Origin of the sequence: Candidatus Nitrosopumilus sp. SW (genome assembly GCF_006740685.1) — an archaeon.
Taxonomy (GTDB): Archaea; Thermoproteota; Nitrososphaeria; order Nitrososphaerales; family Nitrosopumilaceae; genus Nitrosopumilus.
Window position 1 is genome coordinate 1406202 of the sequence record NZ_CP035425.1, and the last position, 18502, is coordinate 1424703.

At 35.6% G+C, this 18502-nt stretch carries 20 protein-coding genes and 1 rRNA gene; 12 read left to right on the forward strand and 9 right to left on the reverse strand.

Annotated elements, in window-relative coordinates; all coding sequences use genetic code 11:
- Positions 1-28: 28 nt before the first annotated feature.
- A 23S ribosomal RNA gene (locus Nisw_RS08425) occupies positions 29-3018 on the forward strand.
- 198 nt (positions 3019-3216) lie between these two features.
- On the opposite strand, the gene Nisw_RS08430 is transcribed toward Nisw_RS08425, so the two are convergent.
- Positions 3217-4554 carry a glycosyltransferase family 39 protein gene (locus tag Nisw_RS08430; RefSeq protein WP_141978212.1) on the reverse strand — a complete coding sequence of 446 codons (1338 nt, stop codon included), beginning with the start codon at positions 4552-4554 and terminating at the stop codon, positions 3217-3219.
- Between the two features lie 169 nt (positions 4555-4723).
- On the opposite strand from Nisw_RS08430, the gene Nisw_RS09495 reads away from it, so the two are divergent.
- Positions 4724-5848, forward strand: coding sequence for a nitrogen regulation protein NR(II) (locus Nisw_RS09495; protein ID WP_255430771.1), 1125 nt, complete (start codon positions 4724-4726; stop codon positions 5846-5848).
- Positions 5849-6016: 168 nt separating this feature from the next.
- Here Nisw_RS09495 and Nisw_RS08445 read toward each other — a convergent pair whose 3' ends face one another.
- A complete protein-coding gene (locus Nisw_RS08445; RefSeq protein ID WP_141978213.1) occupies positions 6017-6496 on the reverse strand; it encodes an RDD family protein in 480 nt (159 codons plus the stop codon).
- A 97-nt stretch (positions 6497-6593) separates the two neighbouring features.
- Between Nisw_RS08445 and Nisw_RS09500 the strand changes: the two genes are divergently transcribed.
- The gene (locus Nisw_RS09500; protein WP_255430772.1) at positions 6594-6725 is read left to right on the forward strand and encodes a hypothetical protein; all 132 of its coding nucleotides are present in this window, start codon (positions 6594-6596) and stop codon (positions 6723-6725) included.
- 133 nt (positions 6726-6858) lie between these two features.
- Positions 6859-7608, forward strand: a complete 750-nt coding sequence (locus tag Nisw_RS08450) for a class I SAM-dependent methyltransferase (RefSeq protein WP_370510666.1) — start codon at positions 6859-6861, stop codon at positions 7606-7608.
- On the opposite strand, the gene Nisw_RS08455 is transcribed toward Nisw_RS08450, so the two are convergent.
- Positions 7598-8692, reverse strand: coding sequence for a hypothetical protein (locus Nisw_RS08455; protein ID WP_255430773.1), 1095 nt, complete (start codon positions 8690-8692; stop codon positions 7598-7600). The genes Nisw_RS08450 and Nisw_RS08455 overlap by 11 nt on opposite strands.
- 131 nt (positions 8693-8823) lie before the next feature.
- Here Nisw_RS08455 and Nisw_RS08460 point away from each other — a divergent pair, with 131 nt between their 5' ends.
- Together Nisw_RS08460 and msrA are read left to right on the forward strand one after the other, a co-directional pair.
- On the forward strand, positions 8824-9225 hold the full coding sequence (locus Nisw_RS08460) for a DUF6659 family protein (RefSeq protein ID WP_141978217.1): 402 nt from the start codon (positions 8824-8826) through the stop codon (positions 9223-9225).
- A 65-nt stretch (positions 9226-9290) separates the two neighbouring features.
- Positions 9291-9743: a peptide-methionine (S)-S-oxide reductase MsrA gene (gene msrA, locus Nisw_RS08465; RefSeq protein WP_141978219.1), complete on the forward strand. Its 453-nt coding sequence runs from the start codon at positions 9291-9293 to the stop codon at positions 9741-9743.
- A gap of 1 nt (position 9744) precedes the next feature.
- Here the strand turns inward: msrA and Nisw_RS08470 are convergent, their stop codons facing one another.
- Entirely contained in the window at positions 9745-10176 is a 432-nt protein-coding gene (locus Nisw_RS08470) for a universal stress protein (RefSeq protein ID WP_141978221.1), read from the reverse strand.
- A gap of 77 nt (positions 10177-10253) precedes the next feature.
- On the opposite strand from Nisw_RS08470, the gene Nisw_RS08475 reads away from it, so the two are divergent.
- The 3 genes from Nisw_RS08475 to Nisw_RS08485 are packed head-to-tail and all read left to right on the forward strand — an operon-like array spanning position 10254 to position 11986.
- Positions 10254-11099 carry an alpha/beta fold hydrolase gene (locus Nisw_RS08475; RefSeq protein ID WP_141978223.1) on the forward strand — a complete coding sequence of 282 codons (846 nt, stop codon included), beginning with the start codon at positions 10254-10256 and terminating at the stop codon, positions 11097-11099.
- A gap of 36 nt (positions 11100-11135) precedes the next feature.
- Positions 11136-11561, forward strand: coding sequence for an AbrB/MazE/SpoVT family DNA-binding domain-containing protein (locus Nisw_RS08480; protein ID WP_141978224.1), 426 nt, complete (start codon positions 11136-11138; stop codon positions 11559-11561).
- On the forward strand, positions 11558-11986 hold the full coding sequence (locus Nisw_RS08485; protein WP_141978226.1) for a hypothetical protein: 429 nt from the start codon (positions 11558-11560) through the stop codon (positions 11984-11986). Before Nisw_RS08480 ends, Nisw_RS08485 begins: the two co-directional genes overlap by 4 nt.
- 37 nt (positions 11987-12023) lie before the next feature.
- Here the strand turns inward: Nisw_RS08485 and phaC are convergent, their stop codons facing one another.
- Positions 12024-13088: a class III poly(R)-hydroxyalkanoic acid synthase subunit PhaC gene (gene phaC / locus Nisw_RS08490; protein WP_141978228.1), complete on the reverse strand. Its 1065-nt coding sequence runs from the start codon at positions 13086-13088 to the stop codon at positions 12024-12026.
- Positions 13078-13656: a poly(R)-hydroxyalkanoic acid synthase subunit PhaE gene (locus Nisw_RS08495; RefSeq protein ID WP_141978230.1), complete on the reverse strand. Its 579-nt coding sequence runs from the start codon at positions 13654-13656 to the stop codon at positions 13078-13080. The genes phaC and Nisw_RS08495 overlap by 11 nt, the downstream gene beginning before the upstream one ends.
- A gap of 53 nt (positions 13657-13709) precedes the next feature.
- Here Nisw_RS08495 and Nisw_RS08500 point away from each other — a divergent pair, with 53 nt between their 5' ends.
- A complete protein-coding gene (locus Nisw_RS08500; RefSeq protein WP_141978232.1) occupies positions 13710-14102 on the forward strand; it encodes a DUF6659 family protein in 393 nt (130 codons plus the stop codon).
- 36 nt (positions 14103-14138) lie between these two features.
- Complete coding sequence (locus Nisw_RS08505) at positions 14139-14546, forward strand: phosphoribosyltransferase (protein ID WP_141978233.1); 408 nt, start codon at positions 14139-14141, stop codon at positions 14544-14546.
- On the opposite strand, the gene Nisw_RS08510 is transcribed toward Nisw_RS08505, so the two are convergent.
- The gene (locus Nisw_RS08510; protein WP_141978235.1) at positions 14547-15461 is read right to left on the reverse strand and encodes a transcription initiation factor IIB family protein; all 915 of its coding nucleotides are present in this window, start codon (positions 15459-15461) and stop codon (positions 14547-14549) included.
- A gap of 104 nt (positions 15462-15565) precedes the next feature.
- Positions 15566-17005 (reverse strand): M57 family metalloprotease, encoded by a 1440-nt coding sequence (locus Nisw_RS08515; protein WP_141978237.1) that lies wholly within the window; start codon positions 17003-17005, stop codon positions 15566-15568.
- 116 nt (positions 17006-17121) lie between these two features.
- On the opposite strand from Nisw_RS08515, the gene Nisw_RS08520 reads away from it, so the two are divergent.
- Positions 17122-17463 (forward strand): hypothetical protein, encoded by a 342-nt coding sequence (locus tag Nisw_RS08520; protein WP_141978239.1) that lies wholly within the window; start codon positions 17122-17124, stop codon positions 17461-17463.
- On the opposite strand, the gene Nisw_RS08525 is transcribed toward Nisw_RS08520, so the two are convergent.
- Positions 17464-18471, reverse strand: coding sequence for a biotin--[acetyl-CoA-carboxylase] ligase (locus Nisw_RS08525; protein ID WP_141978241.1), 1008 nt, complete (start codon positions 18469-18471; stop codon positions 17464-17466).
- Positions 18472-18502 lie beyond the last annotated feature (31 nt).

Here is an 18502-nt window from a genome sequence, read left to right on the forward strand (position 1 = left end):
GTGCATAGTCGTGTAATATGTGGCTGAATTTGCCGGTGTAAAGACGGTAATAGGTGGATTGCTAGGCTTGAGGAGAGATGAAGGACGTGGCAAGCTGCGATAAGCTCGGGGTAGGCGCACGCATCCTATGATCCCGAGATGTCCGAATGAGAATCTTGCACTTATGTGCATTCCAGTACACTAGTATTGGAAGTCGAACCGTGGGAATTGAAGCATCTTAGTACCACGTGGAAAAGAAATCAATTGAGATTTCCCAAGTAGAGGCGATCGAAAAGGAAAGAGCCCAAACTGAATCCTTCGGGAGATGTGGTGTTTTGGTATGATAATATGGAATCTTGAAACACAGCTGAAATGTTCTGAAAAGTACTGACATAGAGGGTGATATCCCCGTAAGCGAAATGGGAAGAGTCCTATTCATACCCGAGTAGTTGTCCTTGGTAGTGGGCAATGAATACAGGTGAAAGTAGCATCTGAGGCTAAATATCTCTCAAGACCGATAGTGGACTAGTACCGTGAGGGAAAGCTGAAAAGTACCCCGGAAGGGGGGCGAAAAGTGCATGAAACCTATTACTTACAGACGTGCATGGCATGGAAGGTGATTTTTTCATTTTGGAGATTCTAGCAATAGAGTTGAAGATTTGATGTTCAAGTCATCAGTGTCATGCGTTCCGTCTCGAAACACGGGCCAGGGAGCTAACTGTCATGGCAAGCTTAAATCTTTAAAGATGTAGGCGAAGGGAAACCGAGTTCTCGCAGCATTGTGAGGAGAAGCGTGTGAAAGTGCGTAGAGTCATGGCGGCTAGGCTAGAAGCCAGTCGATCTATTCCTGGGCTAGATGAAGGCGGGCGAAAGCCCGCTGGAGGTCTTAAGACGTTCTGACGTGCAAATCGTTGTTGTGACCTGGGAATAGGGGTCAAAAACCAATCTAGACTGGCGCTCGCTAGTTCCAACCGAAGCGTCTCGCAGGGCGTGCTTTGTGGAGATAGTGTTTCCGGTAGAGCACTGATAGAGCGGCGCGGGGGAGAAATCCCTCACCGCTCATTCAAACTCCGAACGGATATACATCGTAGAAGCAAGGACACGGGTTCATGTGGCGTAAGGCTCATGACCGAAAGGGGTTTAACCCAGACTGAAGTTAAGGTCCCCAAATTTTTGCTAAGTGTCAAGCTAAAGAGCGTGTTCTCGCCAAGACAGCAGGGAGGTAAGCTCAGAAGCAGCTATCCTTTAAAAAGTGTGTAACAACTTACCTGCCGAGGGGGGATGCCTCAAAAACGGACGGGGCTAAAGCAAAGTACCGATACTTTAGATAATCATCAATGGATGATTCGTGGTAGGTTGGCGTAGTGATTGGGTCGAAGCAGGGCGGTAACGTCCTGTGGACCGGTTTCTATTGCAGATCCTGGCGGCAGTAACAGCATAGTATGGTGAGAATCCATACCACCGTAAGCGCAAGGGTTTCCAGGCAATGCGTTATCAGCCTGGAGGTAGTCGATCCTAAGATGTACCTCAACAGAGTACACCGAATGGGAAACTAGTTAATATTCTAGTACCTTGCATCGAGCGTTTGAGCTATATGATTTGCTTCCGGATAGGGATTGTACAATCGTCGTTGTATCTAACTATTCGAGAATTGGGGAGTGTCGTAATGACGAGAACCAGTTCGAGGTAGGAATGGCTCCGCGTTAGCGGAGTTTTCTCGATTCCAGGAGACCATGAAAGATTGTGTAGTTAGCAGAGTGCAAGATCGTACCCAGAACCGACACAGGTGCGCTGGCTTAGTAAGCTAAGGTGCTACGGGTATACCGTATGGCGAGGGAATTCGGCAAATTAGTCCTGTAGCTTAGGTATAAGGGATGCCTGCGATCTTCATGAGGAATGGGGACCGCAGGTTGCAATGACAAGGGGGTTTCGACTGTTTAATAAAAACACAGGCGACTGCTAGTCCGAAAGGATTTGTATAGTCGCTGAATCCTGGCCGGTGCCGGTACCTAAAACTTGGGTTCAACCGAGCTAAGGGCCGGTTAACGCCGGGAGTAACTCTGACTCTCTTAAGGTAGCCAAATGCCTTGTCGGGTAAGTTCCGACGCGCATGAATGGAACAACGAGAGCCCCACTGTCCCCGCCTACAACCCGGTGAAGCCACATAAGGTGGACGAACAGTCCATCGCCTTCCATCGGGGAGAGAAGACCCCGTGGAGTTTTACTGCAGCTTGTGCTTGTGGTATAGTAAGAATTGCACAGGGTATCTGGGAGCCATGCTTAACACTCTCCGGGGTGTTAAGAAGCAACGATGTAACACCAGACTCTTTTTGCAGTACCACTTATCCAGTGAAGACCGGAGACACGTGCAGGTGGGCAGTTCGGCTGGGGCGGCACCCCTTTGAAAAGATATCAAAGGGGCCCAAAGTTGAGTTCAAACGGGGCAGAAATCCGTTGAAGAGGGCAAAGCCAAAAACTCGACTGAATGGATTTCCAAACGCACGGAATTCATAGACGAAAGTCTGGCTTAGCGATCCTTCGTGTGCCCACTATTGGGGCCCGGAGGTGACAGAAAAATTACCCCAGGGATAACAGGCTCGTCGCGGGCGAGAGCTCCTATCGACCCCGCGGTTTGGTACCTCGATGTCGGCTTTTCCTATCCTGGTCCTGCAGCAGGGGCCAAGGGTGAGGCTGCTCGCCTATTAAAAGGGAACATGAGCTGGGTTTAGACCGTCGTGAGACAGGTCGGTCTCTGCCTGATGGAAGCGTGAATAACTGAGGGGAAGTTGCTCCGAGTACGAGAGGAACAGAGCAGCGTGGCCACTGGTTTACCGGTTGTCTGACAAGGCAGGCCGGGCAGCTAAGCCGTTTAGGCTAAGTGCTGAAAGCATCTAAGCACGAATCCTATCCCGAGACAAGTTATTCTTTCGTAAGATGAAGGTCGGCAGCAGAAGACTGCGTTGATAGGAAGGTGGTGTAGATCACAAGCTTCGGCGAGTGGTGAGCCAGCCTTTACTAATAGACCAACACATCGGTTCAGCCACTTACATAGAGACTATGCGCGATGAATCATTTTCATTCATCAAAGTGGAATATACACGACTTGTACGATGATTTCATTTTTAATCATGCTTAGCGAAAGCTATGCAATTTTTATGATTTGAAGTTCCCTAGTGTAAACTAGGAAATATTTTTCATTCTAAAAAAACTAAAAATTATTTTTCTGTATTTTATTTCTCAAAGAATTTTGATTGGAAAATAAAATACAAACCAACCTACAACTGAAATGAAAAATAAAGTTTTAATTCCTATTCTTAATTTAGAATTTTTTATTTTGTCTATTGCAATGATTACTCCTAATGATATGAATGGGATTGTTAGAATGAAATAATATGGAAACATTATCCTCCCTGTAAACTGTAATAACAAATATGGTACATACATGGAAATCAAACCCGAACTTAGAAACAAAATTGTTTTCTCTCTATTTTTGATCACTCCATAAATAATTAATCCCAAAGTAGACCAAAAACCAACTATCCATAAAACTTGGTTTGGGTCTCCTCTCCATTCAATACCAAATATTTTTCCAACATGTAGTTTACCTCCATGTGTTTCTTCAAATGGTTTTTCTTTTACCCATCCTAATCCATTTGCATTTTCAGGAAGAGGTATGGGTAGAATCCAATTGTGAGGATAATTTGTTAGATTTGTGTCCCAATTTTTGACTTTGTATGCCTCTGATGTTACATACCCTTTACTTAGAAAAACACCTAGATGCTCTATTGGATTCGTAATCTTACCAATTTGAGTTTGTTGAATGTATCCTCTTGATTCCATAAGCTTTACTTTGGGATAAGAAAGTGCGCCTTCTCTACCATCTGGTAATTTCTGAGTGACAATCATAGGATCATAAATTATGGGTTGATAAATTATATCGTAAATCCATAATGGAATCAGAAATGTTAATGATGTTAAAACTAGAAAAACTATGATCTTTCTTAGGTCTGTGATTTTTGGATTCCATTTGTAATTCACAACAACGTGGTTTATGATAATTAAAAAGAAAAAGAAAACAGCTGTTTCTTTAATTAAAAATGCAAAACCTAATGTTATTGCTGCAAAATAATATTTTTTCTTAATGTAAAAATAATATGATAAAACTCCAAAGAACATTAAGGGCACATCTCTTAAGAACAAACTGGAATGAACAAAAAATATCGTATCAAATGATAAAATTGCTGTTGCCAACAATGCATTTTTTTCTGTTGTGTATTCTCTAAACACATTGTAAAAAACTAACAAAGACAACATTCCAAAAATTACTGACGGAACTCTCCATGAAAACCAATTATCCCCAAAAATTAATGTTGTAGGACCTTGGAAGAAATTAATGCCTGGCATTTGATACGGTACATGGTCTTCCCCTTTCAAAAAATCTCTGAGAATTTCAAGAAAAATTGATTCATCCCAAATTTGTAAAAACTGAGGTTGTGCAATCACAAATGCATGTAATACTAGTGATATGAGAATAATATGAGTAATTGTAATTTTGTTAAAATATTCTTGAATCACAAAAAAATCCTCAGATATTTGATTAAAAACCCTTTGAATTTCTTTTTAGAATTTCTTATGTTGAGCCTAATGTTGAAATTTTACCTTACATTATGCACGACTATTTACTTTGTTATCGAAAATAACACACAACCGTTTGTATTATATCAAATAAGATCGTAAACTGTACATGAAAACTTCAACAGCATTAAAGAAACTCAATCTCAACATTTCTGAATTCGAAGAACGTCTCTTTGATCATTCCATTGTTGGAATAACTGATGATGAAGGAACTATCATTTATGCCAATAAAAATTTCTGTAAAATTTCAAAATATTCTGCTGATGAATTAATTGGAAATAATCATAGAATACTAAAATCCGATGAACACTCTTCAGAATTCTTTGCAGATCTATGGGATACTATTACTAGTGGAAAAGTTTGGGAAGGTGAAATTAAAAACAAAGCAAAAGATGGTTCATTTTATTGGGTTAAAACCATAATCATCCCAATCGTTGATGAAAAGGGAATCAAAAATTATGTTGCCATCAGAAATAATATTACTAAAGAAAAAGAAATTCAAGAAAGACTGTTGAATATAGAAGATGAACTTCTTAAACAAAATGTAACATTACTTTCAGAAGTTGAAAAGAAAAGTGGAGAACTGGTAAAATCTGAAAGACTTGCAACTATTGGTACTATGGCAAGTAGAGTCGCACATGATTTGAAAAATCCTTTGACAATCATTCATACTTATGCTGATATGTTAACTCCTGAAATTCTTGCAAAACTAGATCCTCAAGATAAAGAAAAATGGTTTAGATTACAGACATCTGTTTTGGATATGAATAGAATCATTGAAGATGTTTTGGATTTTGCAAGAACTACAGAAATCAAAAAGAAAAAGACTTCTTTCTTGAGTGTCTTGAGATTAGCAATGAATCATGTGAAAACCCATTATGGTGTTGTCATTAATTTGCCTGAGAATGATGTATCTGTAAAATGTGATGCTAGAAAGATGGAGGGTGTAATGTCTAATTTACTCAATAACGCAGTTCATGCAGTTGATGGCACTGGAGAGGTTGATGTCAAAATATCTTCTGATTCTAAAGACATCACAATCGTTGTAAAGGACTCTGGACCTGGAATTCCTGAAAAAGATTTAGAGAGAATTTTTGAGCCTATGTATACTACAAAAACTACTGGTACTGGATTGGGATTGGTCATCTGTAAGAGTATTGTTGAACAACATGGTGGAACTATCTCTGTGAGTAACAAACCTACTACGTTTACAATTACTATGCCTCTATCCTAGATTTTGGTATTAGGGTTATTCTTCTAATTCAATGTCGTTTTGAAGTTCTTTTGGTAACCCAATCCACCACTCTTTTTGATTTTCAGACATCAAGAAAACAGATCGAAGGTTGCTAATAGATCTGTTGGTAAAATCTTCAAAGCAACAGTTCAAGAAAATATGACAATATCAGTCCTTCAAATATGTTACATCTGAGACATCTTGGACATCTTTGATTTTAACAACAATTGTATCTCCTAATTTGTTAAAGATTCTTTGTCTCTTTTGATTTGTTAAAATCCATCCCAACACAACATCAAATGGCAACAAAAATGATTTTCCAAAACTGCTAATCAAAACTCCTTTCAAACTTGGGGCTTTACCGTTCATGTTTACACTTTTCAAATTGAGAATTTTTTTACCAATTGTTTGCCCTGTTTTGTATTCTAAAACACTCCAATAAACAAAAAACATGAGACTAGTTGGAATGTATTCACTATTTTCCACCCAAAAAAAACTTTCTTCAAATTTATAATCTATTCCTCCAAACAATGTAAAAATCATTGCAGTGGATATCGATGAAATTATAATAAAATCAATTAACCATGCAATAAACCTGTCCGACCATTTTGCAAGAACAATTTTTGAAGGTGAATTTGAATCACTCACGAACTAACTAATTAATTCAAATTTATAAAACATGTTAATCATTAGTTAACACCAATCACAACACATTTGATTTATCATTCAATAACTATCAGAACATATGAAGGCAAAATTTGCAACATCTTGTGTTTCTTGTGGTGATAAAATTCAACCAGGAAAAGAGATATCCAAAAATAAAGATGAAAAATGGGTTCACAAACATTGTGCTGAAGACTCTGAAGGATTACCCTAGAAATTAATATGACTCTGTTCAATTAATTTTGAATTTCTTTTTGATATCGATTAACCCTCTTGATGTATTCTTTTGGACCTTTCGTAGAAGCGAAAAAGACACTGTAAATCTTTACAATGCCTTATCACCTGTCATGCAACTTGCAACAGGTGGATCTATGCTAAATTTTGGATATTGGTCTTCTGAACACTCTGATCCAATATCTGCTCAGGAAAACCTATGTATGATTTTTGCAAATCTTGCTGAATTGCCTTCTGCCAAACATGTAGTTGATGTTGGTAGTGGTTTGTCTGCACCCTCTCATCTCTGGCAACAAAAATTCCCAAACATTCTCTTGTATGATGTAAACATCAATTATTCACAATTGTCCTTAGGCAAAAAACAAAAAATTGAATTCCTGAATTCTTCGTCAACAAAACTTCCATTCGCAAATGATTCTGTAGATCGAGTTTTGGCCTTAGAATCTGCACAACATTTCAAACCTCTTTCTGATTTTATTTCTGAATCCAAAAGAGTACTAACAAATTCTGGATTACTCGTCATGGCCATTCCTATAACTCTTGGAACTTCATCTCTCAAAGATTTAGGGATGTTAAAATTTACTTGGTCTTCTGAGCACTATTCTTTGGATGATGTAAAAAACACAATAAAATCATCTGGGTTTGAAATTAATCAAGAGCAATTAATTGGAAATTTTGTATATGATCCTCTTGCAGATTATTATTTGACACATAGAGAACAACTCAAAAAATCTATTTTGGAAAAATATCCTGGCTATGTTGAAAATATACTATACAAATCAATCCTCAAAATGAAATCTGCATCTGAAAAAGGGATTATTGATTATGCTCTTCTAAAATGTGTTCCAAAAACTAGACAATGAGAATTCTTTTTTCAATCATATATTCTAGGGCTTGAATGTATTCATCTTCTGAAGTCAATCCATCAGTAAACCACATGGCACTTGTTTTCCACCATGCAGGAATTTTTAGACCGTGATATTGCACTCCTTCTGATTTTTCAAATACGTTAGTTTGAAGTACTGATGTTTTTTCCCAGTTTGTTGTGATTTCAGTTTTCTCAAATTTTTCAGATAGTAAAAGTCCAGTTTGCTTGTCAATTACGATGACCTTGGTCTTGTCTTGATTTTCTGCAACCATTCCTTCTCTTAAGAGATTACCAATTGGATAAGTTACAGTTCCATAGACTTGGTATTTTTCATTGATTACATCTCCTATTTCTATGGGTGCTTTATAGAGAAATTTTCCTGTTCTGCAACATTTTTCTTCAACTGGAATTCTTGAATCTTCATCAAGTAAAAACTGGTAATTTTTTATCCCTTCTTCTGAAACAATTCTTGAATTAATCATAATTCCATCAGCATTTATTTTTTCAACTTCAAATTTCTCTGTGATTGTATTTCCATACTTACTAGTGTGGGAATAAGTTACGTAATCTGTTTCTTTTACACACAACCCCTCAATGCATAATCTTTGACTGACATTATCTATTATCTTTGGAGAAATTATATTATTTTTTATCAGTGCCCTTACTCCATATGCATATAGACTATCCTTGTATTTTCCATCTGTCCATCTAACCGTATCTTGGATTACCCAAGCTGGCATTGTGGTGAATTCTTCGAGATGCCTTTCTTTAAGGAAACTAGAATCCCCTAGATACTTTTCAATTTCTGCAATCAACACAATGTCTCTTGCTTGATGCGTACTGCTCCATGCAATATGGTTATACAAAATAGCACACGCTCTCAGATTTGGATATTGGGGGTGCAGATCAATTAATCCATCTAGACCAAATATTTCGTATTCGTCATGAAAAAATTCACAGAACTTCAAAATATCTTGAGGGGTTTGTACTGGAAAATCAGGCTGATGTGCAAATGTGCTTTGGGCACTAAAACTCCCTACTATTATCCCTGATATTATTAGAATTACTACAATTTTCAATATTGTTACTTTTCAGTTTTTGCTTATTAATTTCATGTAAAAACTTGTTCAACTCTATGACCAATCTGGAATTTTTTTCAATTGATAATATTGACTAGGTTTTTATTTTTGATATCCTAACTTACTTTATCATGACTAGTTCTGAAGGTACTTTGAATCTGTATACTGAAAAATGCAAAAAATTACTTGAAGAACCGGAGATTCGTTTTGCTGGAATTGTTGATAAAGATGGTCAATTGATTTCTGGTGGCTTTAAAGAAGGACTTACTCCTTATGAGGGTGATGAAACTAGACTACAATCCTTTTTAGAATTTGTCTCAAAGGCATCTATAAGAAAGGAATATGATGAAAGTTTAGGCCCTATCAACTATTTGGCTGCTAGACGAGACAAGGCAGTTCTTGTTAGTTTTCCATTTCCTATAACTCAAATTCTCTTACTAATTTCTGCAGAACCTACTGCTAACATTGAAAATTTGGCAAAAAAGGTAGTTGAAATTTTTACTGATGTTACTAAAAGACTATCAAAACCTTGAAAATAACATGATTATATTTTTCTAACAAATGGTTTTAATTCTGTTTATGTTTTAGATTCTTTGAATTGAAAGCGACTTTTGGTGCAGGATGTTTTTGGCATGTTGAGGATTTACTTAGCAAAACAAAAGGAGTCAGATCTACTAAAGTAGGATACATTGGTGGCAACCTTCCAAATCCTACTTATGAAGAAGTGTGTACTGATAGAACTGGACATGCAGAAGCCGTAGAAGTAGAATATGATCCTGATGAAATTTCATATGAAGAACTCTTGGATGTTTTTTGGAATAATCATAATCCTACAACCCTGAATCGTCAAGGTCCTGATGTTGGAATACAATACCGCTCTGCAATTTTCTATCATGATGAAAAACAAAAAGAGATTGCAGAAAAATCAAAATCACAGCTTGATTCTTCTGGAAAATTTAATTCTCCTATTGTAACTGAGATAACTCCTGCTCCTACATTTTACAAAGCAGAAGAATACCATCAAAAATATTTCAAAAAGAATGGATTCTGAATTATTTTACAATTAGAACTGGAATCTTTGCAGTATGTATGACATAATTTGACACACTTCCAAAGAACAACTCTTTTGCAGAACTTCTTCCACGTGAACCCATTACTATCATATCGAATTTCTCTTTACTTTGTGCAAGCTTGACAATATTGTATCCAATATCTCCTCGCATTAATTTCTCCTTGAACACTATGCCATTTTTTGCAGCCAAGATTTTGGATTCCTCCATAATTTTCTTCACTTCTCTATTAAGGGATTTTTCAACAGATCCAACCCCTCTGAATTCTGAGTGTGGTGGGGCATGAATTGAGAATACTCCTGTAATTGTCGCTCCGCATTGTCTGGCTAGTGTAATTGCCATCTCTAAGCCTCTTTGAGAGTTTTTAGAACCATCTAATGGAACCAGTATTTTTGAGATTTTTTTCGTTATCACATATTCTCACTACTTTTGATCCTAAAAAAGATACTTTTTGATAGTCTAACAGATTTTTCCAAAAACTCAAAATTACTATGATCGCTAAATTAACTAAAACTTATCTACTGATGATAATTGAAGCTAAAATGGTGGATGAGAAATTTCTTCAAATCGATGGAAATAAGATTCGTTATTTAGAATCTGGAAACTCTGATAAAACGTTAGTTCTTATTCATGGATTGGGGGCATCTGCTGAAAGGTGGGACAAAGTCATGCCTATTTTTGCAGAAGAATTTCGTGTTGTTATTCCTGATCTAATTGGATTTGGATATAGTGACAAACCTCTTGCTGATTATACTATAGATTTTTTCTCAGATTTTCTTAAACAGTTTCTAAAAACTGCAAATATTTCTAATACTTTTCTGATTGGTTCTTCACTTGGGGGACAAATCTCTGCTGAATTTACTGCTGCAAACCCTGACACTGTCGAAAAACTTGTCTTGGTCTCACCCTCAGGAGTAATGAAACAATCTACTCCTGCCCTTGATGCATACATTATGGCTGCATTATACCCTAATGAACAAAATGCCACAAATGCATTTGAACTAATGGAAGGTTCTGGTGAAAGTGTTGATCAAAGAATTGTTTCTAGTTTTATTGAACGAATGCAATTGCCAAATGCAAAACTTGCATTCATGTCTACAATACTTGGTTTGAAAAATGCAGAAATTATCACAAAAAAATTACCATCCATTTTAACTCAAACAATGCTAATTTGGGGTAGCGATGATCCTGTAATTCCAATTCACCACGCTGATGATTTTGTTTCGTCAATCAAAGACTGCCGTTTTGTTCGTATGGATGGATGCGGGCATACTCCTTACGTTCAAGATCCTCATACATTTTCTGAAAAGGTATTGGACTTTCTGGATGTCAATTAGGTGCACTTAAATACTTGCTAATTCCATTAGTTACCAATGAATGGTAACGAAAACCAATATGATCCAACTACTATGTTTAAGGATTGGATCCAAAAAAGTGGACGTGCTCAAGCAGAATTTATGAAAAATTTTGGTGCTTTGATGACTAACCAAACTAGTAAAACATTCAACCCTCTTGACACTCTAAAAGAAGTTTCAGATAACACTAGACAAGCTCAATCAAACATGATGGAAAACATGTCTTCTATGCAAAACAAAAGCATGGATACAATGTTTAGCATTGGACAAATGCTTCCATCTTTTATGAATTGGGGTGCATACAAAACTACCATTAGTAGTAACGGTAGAATTTCAATTCCGGAGGCAGAACGTAATGCCCTCGGATTAGGTGAAGGTGACTTGGTTCAAGTCATTGTTCTTCCAATAGCAAAAAAATCAAAAGCTAGGGAGGTGAAAAATTGAGTAAGAACGAACAGATACAATCAAATCCAAAAGATCTATTTTCTGTATATCAACAAAACGTAGATAAATTCTTCAACGGTATTAGAACATCAGTACCACAGTATCATCAAGCAATTACAAACGTACAACAGGAATTCATACAAGCTTATGAAAACATTGCAGATTCAACCCTGACACTACAAAAAGAATTTGCAAAGAAAGCAGGTATTGCAGCAAACATTCCTGAGGCTACAATCAAAGTAATGCAAGATACAACAGAAGAAGTCGTAAAGGCTACATCAATTCAAAACCAAGTAACCCTTGCAACTATTGATGCAACACAACAAAATATCAAAACCTTTAACGACAACGCAAAATCATTTGCTGAGTTAAACAGAAACATTCTACAATCTTGGATTTCTGCATTCACCACAAAGAACAACTAGTGGAGAATCAAATTTTTTAATTTTTTTCTTTTTTATTTTATGATCTTTCAGCTAACCATTGTCCTAATTCAGGTAACACTTTCTTTTGGGATAATGAGCTGGCAATCATGCCTACATGTCCTGTAGGGTACATTCTCAATGTTTTATCTTCACTACCTACTGCATAGTGAAGAGGCATGCTGCATTCTGGTGAAACTAAATGGTCTCCAACTGCAACTTGTGTGAAAATTGGCATGTCTATCTTTTTCAAATCTACTAGTTGACCTTCTATGTGCATTTTATTTTGAATAAGTAAATTTTTCTGATAGATGTCCTTAATCCACTGTCTAAACAATTCTCCTGGAATTGGTGGTGTGTCTCCTAACCATTTTTCCACTCTGAGGAAACTATCTACAAATTTTTTATTTTCAATGTTTTTGAAGAAATTGACATATTTTTCAATGCCTTGCTCAAATGGTTTAAGAACTGAAAAACAATAGTACATGAATTCTGGAGGCATATTTCCAATAATTTCTACCATTTTATCTACGTCCATATGCTTTGCCAAGTTACTGATCACTGTGGTATCTCTCCAACCATCAATCACCGGCGCAGTTGCTATGTAGTTTTTAACACTTTCCGGATGCAATGATGCATATGCTGTAGCAATTGTTGCTCCTGTACAATATCCTTGTAATGAAATTTTTTCAGTAGATGATTCATTTTTTATATATTCTACATATGTGTCCAAATACCCATTTACATAATCATCAAAATCAAGATACTTGTCCATACTAGTTGGTGTTCCCCAATCAAGCATATACACATCAAATCCTTGTTGAAGTAGATTTCTCACCCAGCTTTTTTCAGGTTGTATATCTAAAATATGAAATCTGTTAATCAATGCGTATGAAATCAATAATGGTGTCTTGTGTTGTTTTTCCACAATTGGTTTGTAATGTAACAGACGTGTTTTATCCATTTGTTGTACTATATCGTGTGGAGTAACCTCTAAACTGATTTCATCTGGAGCAGATACTAACTTTGGGGCATCAATTACATTTTTACTAAATTTTAAAATCTCTTCAATGATTTTTGGATCTACTCTTGACTCACTTTGCATTTTTTTTCATCTCCCTTTTCTTTAATTCTAATTCTAGTTTTGCAACTCTTTTTTTCAATGAATGTATCTCTTTATACACTTCATCAATCTCTTCTTTACTTGGTAGGTTTACTGATTGTAATATTACATTTGTAATGTTATTCCAATGTTTTGTCAACTCTAATTCTTTTGAAACTAGTTTTCCATAATTATCTCCAAATTTCCCTGAATCAAATAACTCTGTAAAATCATTATCAAATATATCAATCCAAATTCTTTTGACTGCTTCTATTTGTTCTACATCTTGAGGAATTTCTGGTGCTTTTAGATTGACTTTTTTCTGTGCATCTGTCCATGTGTCTGCAAGTTGTTTATAGTATTCTGTTAGATGTTTGTTAAATTCCATCAAATCTTCATTAATCTCAATTAGTTCTGTTGAAATTTTCTTTGAGTTGGCTGCAAATGCTCTCATTGGACCAATTGATGCTAGCGCTTGTGGTTTACTTGACATTAAATGTACAATATCTGTCCAGAATAGCGAAAGGTGCTTGTAATAATCGGTAATGTCTTTAGTTGACTCTGACTGCATAGACACCTATTGAAACAGATCGCAATAAATAGTTCGCTTGTATAATTAGACAAATGGAAAACATCGAAGAACTTGAGAAACTTTGTCAAAAAATAACAAAATTGGATCCTAAGATGCGTTCTGCTAGGCTCATCAACAGCAGAGGCCATTTGATGGCTGGTGGGATGAAGGAAGGATTACTTTCACTTGAGGCTCAAAAACAAGACGAAATGATGTTTATGGAATTGGCATTACGTGTTCGAATGAGGCATGAATTTGATAAAGAATTTGGTGTTGTTCATTTTTCAATGTCCTATCGTGATAAAGTAATTGTCATGAGTTTTCCATTGTCTGGTGATGATGTGTTGTTGGTTTCCTGCGAAAAAGAAATTAATTTTGGAAAAATACCCTTTAAAATTCTCAAATTGATTGAGCCCCTAAAAAATTCGCCTACTAAGACATTCTAAACATAACAACTTAATTCTACTCTTTATGATTTTTCTATGTTGTCTCAAGACGTTGATTGGGTAGAAATTGAATCTCTTGTAAAAAAACTCTCAAAGAAAATCCTAAAACTACCTAGAACTTTTTCAAGTATTACTACACTTAGTAGGGGTGGATTAGTTCCTGCACGTTTAGTTGCAGATCAGCTGGGAATAAAGAGGATTTTTGTAGATAAAAAGAAAATATCTTCTGATTCTTTATTCGTTGATGATATTTTTGATAGCGGTGATACCTTTGATGAAATTATCAAACGAGTTGATGTCCCTTCAAAATTTGTTTATGCTACATTATTTGCAAGACGTGGAAAAAAATACCCTAGGCAATTACTCTATGGTAAAAAGACAAACAATAGTGCATATGTTGTATTTCCTTGGGATAAATTAGAGTTTGAACGTTCTCAGAAATGATTATTCATCATTAATCATTTTTCTTAATCCTGCACATCTGTTTCTAATGGTAACTTCTGTTACTCCAGATGCAATGGATATGTCTTTTTGAGATTTTACCTCTCCAGTACTGATGCATGCAAGATATAGTGCAGCAGCAGCTATTCCCATTGGATCTTTTCCTGCAACCACGCCCATTTTCTTTGCTTCATTAAGTATTGTAATTGCCTTACGTTTACTTTTTTCACTAAGTTCTGCAATACTTGCAATTCTTGATACTCCTTTTACTGGATCAACTACTGGCATTTTTAATTCCAATTCTCTAAAAATTAATCTGTAACATCTTGCAACATCTTTTCTTCTAATGTTGATTCCTTTGGCAACATCATCTAATGTTCTTGGTGTTTCTGTATTTCTACAAGATGCATAAAGACATGCTGCTACTAATCCTTGAATTGAACGACCTCTGACTAGTTTCTTTTCCATTGCTTTTCTGTAAATATAAGCTGCTTTTTCAATAACTGCATCAGTTAATGCTAGTTTGTCTTTTAGTTTGTCCATTTCATTAAGTGCTTGTCTTAGGTTTCTATCTGCTGAAGAATGTGCTTGACTTCTACTGTCCCAAGTTCTTAATCTCTCAATTGAACTCTTGACACTTGCAGATAGTGGTTTTCCTGTTGAATCTTTGTTAGCTGCACCAATTACTGTGGATAATCCCATGTCATGCATTGTAAGTGATGTTCCTGCACCTGTTCTTGCTTTGTTACCTTCATCATTTGAAAAAGAACGCCATTCTGCACCTGTATCTGCAATTTTATCTGATACTACAAATCCACATTTTCCACAAAATAACTCACCAGTATTCTCATCGGTAATCATTTTTTTATCACCGCAAGCAGGACATTTTGAACCTGTAATCATTTGATTTCTAAGCATAATGCATCAATTGCTACATTTGCCTTATTATCCATTTTACATAATTTCTACCGGTTATTTGTGTGTAGGTTGAGCTAACTAGTTTTTTCTTAAAATTTAGAACTTTAACTCAATAAACAATATGCGTATGACGGTGTGAATGATGGATACATTATACTAGTTTTATCTTCTACATGTTTCAAACCTATAGAATGACCTAACTCATGTGTCATGATCGTTTCAACACTGTCTACATCATACAATTGGAAACTTCCATCACAATTGTAATCTCCTAATGTAACTTCTACAACTCCTTTACCTAGATGCGCATGTCCTAAAACTCCGTCTCCTATGTTTCGAACTACCCATGTTATCCAAACATTTGCTTCATGTTTCAAATTTGTAATCTCAAACTTCATTTTTGCTTTTTGATTGTTTGTTGACAATTCTTGTTCTTCCCAAAATGCAAATGAATTACTTAGTGTACTTACATGATCTAATGGCAATCCTGAAGGCTGTTCATTGATGTAAACTTTGTAGTAGATGATGTATGTGTCATCAATAACCTCGTACGTAGGATCTGGGAAACTACTAGATGCTTTTTTTACCTCTTCTTCAAAATTCCATTTTACATAATCTCTAAGGAATTTTTTGATTACATCTTGACTAGGATTTGGATATTCAATGTATCTTTTTTCTTTTGTAATGTTATTTGAAATATCTCTGAGATATTTTGTAAATAAATAAAATTCGTGATCTAACTCTTCTTGTGTTTTTTCTACTGTGTCCTCTATTTTGATTGTGATTAATCCATTTTCTATCATGTATTGTATTCCTTGCACAAATGCTTCATCTTCAATTTGACCATCTGCCCACCATCCTGCATTATTTTTTATCCATTCTGGGATTTTTTCCTCAGTAGTATTTTGGGTCTCCACTGGTGGAATTTCAATAATTTTATTATTTATCATATATAGTAATGCTGAAACAAATTCTGAGTCATCAATGTTGTCTGTTGACCACCATTTTGCTATTGGTTTTACCCAATCTGGTATTGATGAAATTGCCTGTTTCTCTAATTCTTTGGGTTTTTCTGTTGGTGTGTATGGGTATTTTGAAACTACCTTGTCTACAAATTCCTTGTAATTCTGTATGACTGTACTGTTTGGTCTTTCTTTAAGGGCCTTTTCAAAATATGATGTTGCTTCTTGATATTCTCCCAAGTTTCCAAATCCCACTCCCATTCCAGCTAATGATATGACGTCATTTGGTCTGTGTTGTAAAACCGTGAAGAACTGCTCTAAAGATTTTCTGTGATCTCCCATATTGCTGTGTGCTATTCCTTTCATCTTTAACGTGGAGATGTTGTTTGGTGCGATTTCTAGTATGTCATCATAAATTGTTATGGCTTGATTATAATTCCCATTAGAAAAAAACTCCATTGCTTGATTAAACATTATCTCTGGTTCCTCACTTGTTTGAGCAAATGAAACTCCTGCAATACTTTGTGTACTGAGTATACTGATTACTAAAAGACAAGAAATTTTTTTAAAATAATTTGACATGATTAGTGACTGTTTTGTGGTTTATTTCTATTTTCTACTGATTTGTATGTGTATAATCTTCAATTTTTTCTATACCTTAGAAAATCTTTAATTTATTCGATGTCTGCATTTTGATATTGGAAAAGGTTGGAGCAGGTAACATTATCTATGATCTTCGCAGGAAAATACAACAGGCACAAGCAGACTTGGAGCAATTAGGTGAACCTGTATCTAATATTCCTGAATTAATTGAGACTGCAAACCTCATACGATCTAATGAATACCTTCAGAAAGTAAACATGAAACAAAACGAATTGCTTTCCGTTTATGAGCAATATTCTGAAGCCCTTGAAGAATTACTTTCTACGGTATTTGAAATTCAAAATGATCTCAAAGAAATCGTAAAAGAACAATCGTCATTACTTTCAAAACCAAAACGTACTTCTACAAAGCGAAAAACAAAAACTACAAAAAAATAGTTATTTTGATACGTGAATAATATCCCCTGCTATTACTCTGCTTACATTCTTGTTATTGGATACCACAAGGGCTCCATCATCATCAATCCTGATTGCTTTTCCTTCAATCTCACCATCAATTGTGTTTATTTTTACATCTTTTCCAATTGTTGATGATCTTTTAGTCCATTCTGAAATGATTTTTTTTGTTTGCTTTGAATCTAATAGTTTGTATATTTTCTCCAATTCTACCAAAAAGGATTGTACTAATTCAACGGGTCTAATTTTTGACTTGTGTTCATTTAATGAAGCCACTCCGTAAAAGTTTGGTGTTCCTTTGAGATTTTTTTCAATATGCTTTACATCCACATCAAAATTAATTCCAACACCCAATACTAAATTCTCAATTTTGTTTGATTCTAATGATACGTCTACTAGCATACCTGCCAGTTTTTTGCCTTTGATTGTAATGTCGTTTGGCCATTTTAACTCTGGAGTGATTTTGAATGTTTTTTCTAGTGCTATTGATAATGCTAATGCTGATGCAATTGGAAATAATGTTGTCATAGTAATGTCAAATTTTGGATGTAAGATAACAGAAAACCATATTCCTCCTTTTGGTGAAACCCATTTTCTTCCAGATCTTCCTCTTCCTCCAGTTTGTTTTTCTGCTACAATTATTGCGCCACTATTTTCAGAATTCTCTGCCATTTTTAGTGCCTGGGTTTGTGTGGAATCTGTTGAATCAAAGTAAAATGCCTTCTGTCCCATTATCTTTGTCTTCAACCCTGAAGTAATTTCCCAAGGGAGTAACACGTCAGAGTTTTTTGTTAGTTTGTATCCTAGTTTTTGTTTTGATTCCACCGTATATCCTAACTCTTGAATTTTTTTGATATGCTTCCATACTGCAACCCTGCTAATTCGTAATACATCACTCAAATCTTGTCCAGAAAGATATTCTGTATTGTGGGTTTGCAAAAATGTTAGAACTTTGGCTAACCCTGGATTGTCAAATGAATTATAAATCAATTATAGTCTGTTTTTGTTTCAAGTATAAAAT

Bases quoted from the DNA above. Each gene is read 5' to 3' on its own strand.
- Nisw_RS09500 (WP_255430772.1), top strand. From the start codon at position 6,594: ATGAAGGCAAAATTTGCAACATCTTGTGTTTCTTGTGGTGATAAAATT.
- phaC (WP_141978228.1), bottom strand. From the start codon at position 13,088: ATGCAAAGTGAGTCAAGAGTAGATCCAAAAATCATTGAAGAGATTTTA.
- Nisw_RS08500 (WP_141978232.1), top strand. From the start codon at position 13,710: ATGGAAAACATCGAAGAACTTGAGAAACTTTGTCAAAAAATAACAAAA.
- Nisw_RS08515 (WP_141978237.1), bottom strand. From the start codon at position 17,005: ATGTCAAATTATTTTAAAAAAATTTCTTGTCTTTTAGTAATCAGTATA.
- Nisw_RS08505 (WP_141978233.1), top strand. From the start codon at position 14,139: ATGTTGTCTCAAGACGTTGATTGGGTAGAAATTGAATCTCTTGTAAAA.
- Nisw_RS08495 (WP_141978230.1), bottom strand. From the start codon at position 13,656: ATGCAGTCAGAGTCAACTAAAGACATTACCGATTATTACAAGCACCTT.
- Nisw_RS08480 (WP_141978224.1), top strand. From the start codon at position 11,136: ATGAATGGTAACGAAAACCAATATGATCCAACTACTATGTTTAAGGAT.
- Nisw_RS08450 (WP_370510666.1), top strand. From the start codon at position 6,859: ATGCAACTTGCAACAGGTGGATCTATGCTAAATTTTGGATATTGGTCT.
- Nisw_RS09495 (WP_255430771.1), top strand. From the start codon at position 4,724: ATGAAAACTTCAACAGCATTAAAGAAACTCAATCTCAACATTTCTGAA.
- Nisw_RS08475 (WP_141978223.1), top strand. From the start codon at position 10,254: ATGATCGCTAAATTAACTAAAACTTATCTACTGATGATAATTGAAGCT.
- Nisw_RS08510 (WP_141978235.1), bottom strand. From the start codon at position 15,461: ATGCTTAGAAATCAAATGATTACAGGTTCAAAATGTCCTGCTTGCGGT.
- Nisw_RS08460 (WP_141978217.1), top strand. From the start codon at position 8,824: ATGACTAGTTCTGAAGGTACTTTGAATCTGTATACTGAAAAATGCAAA.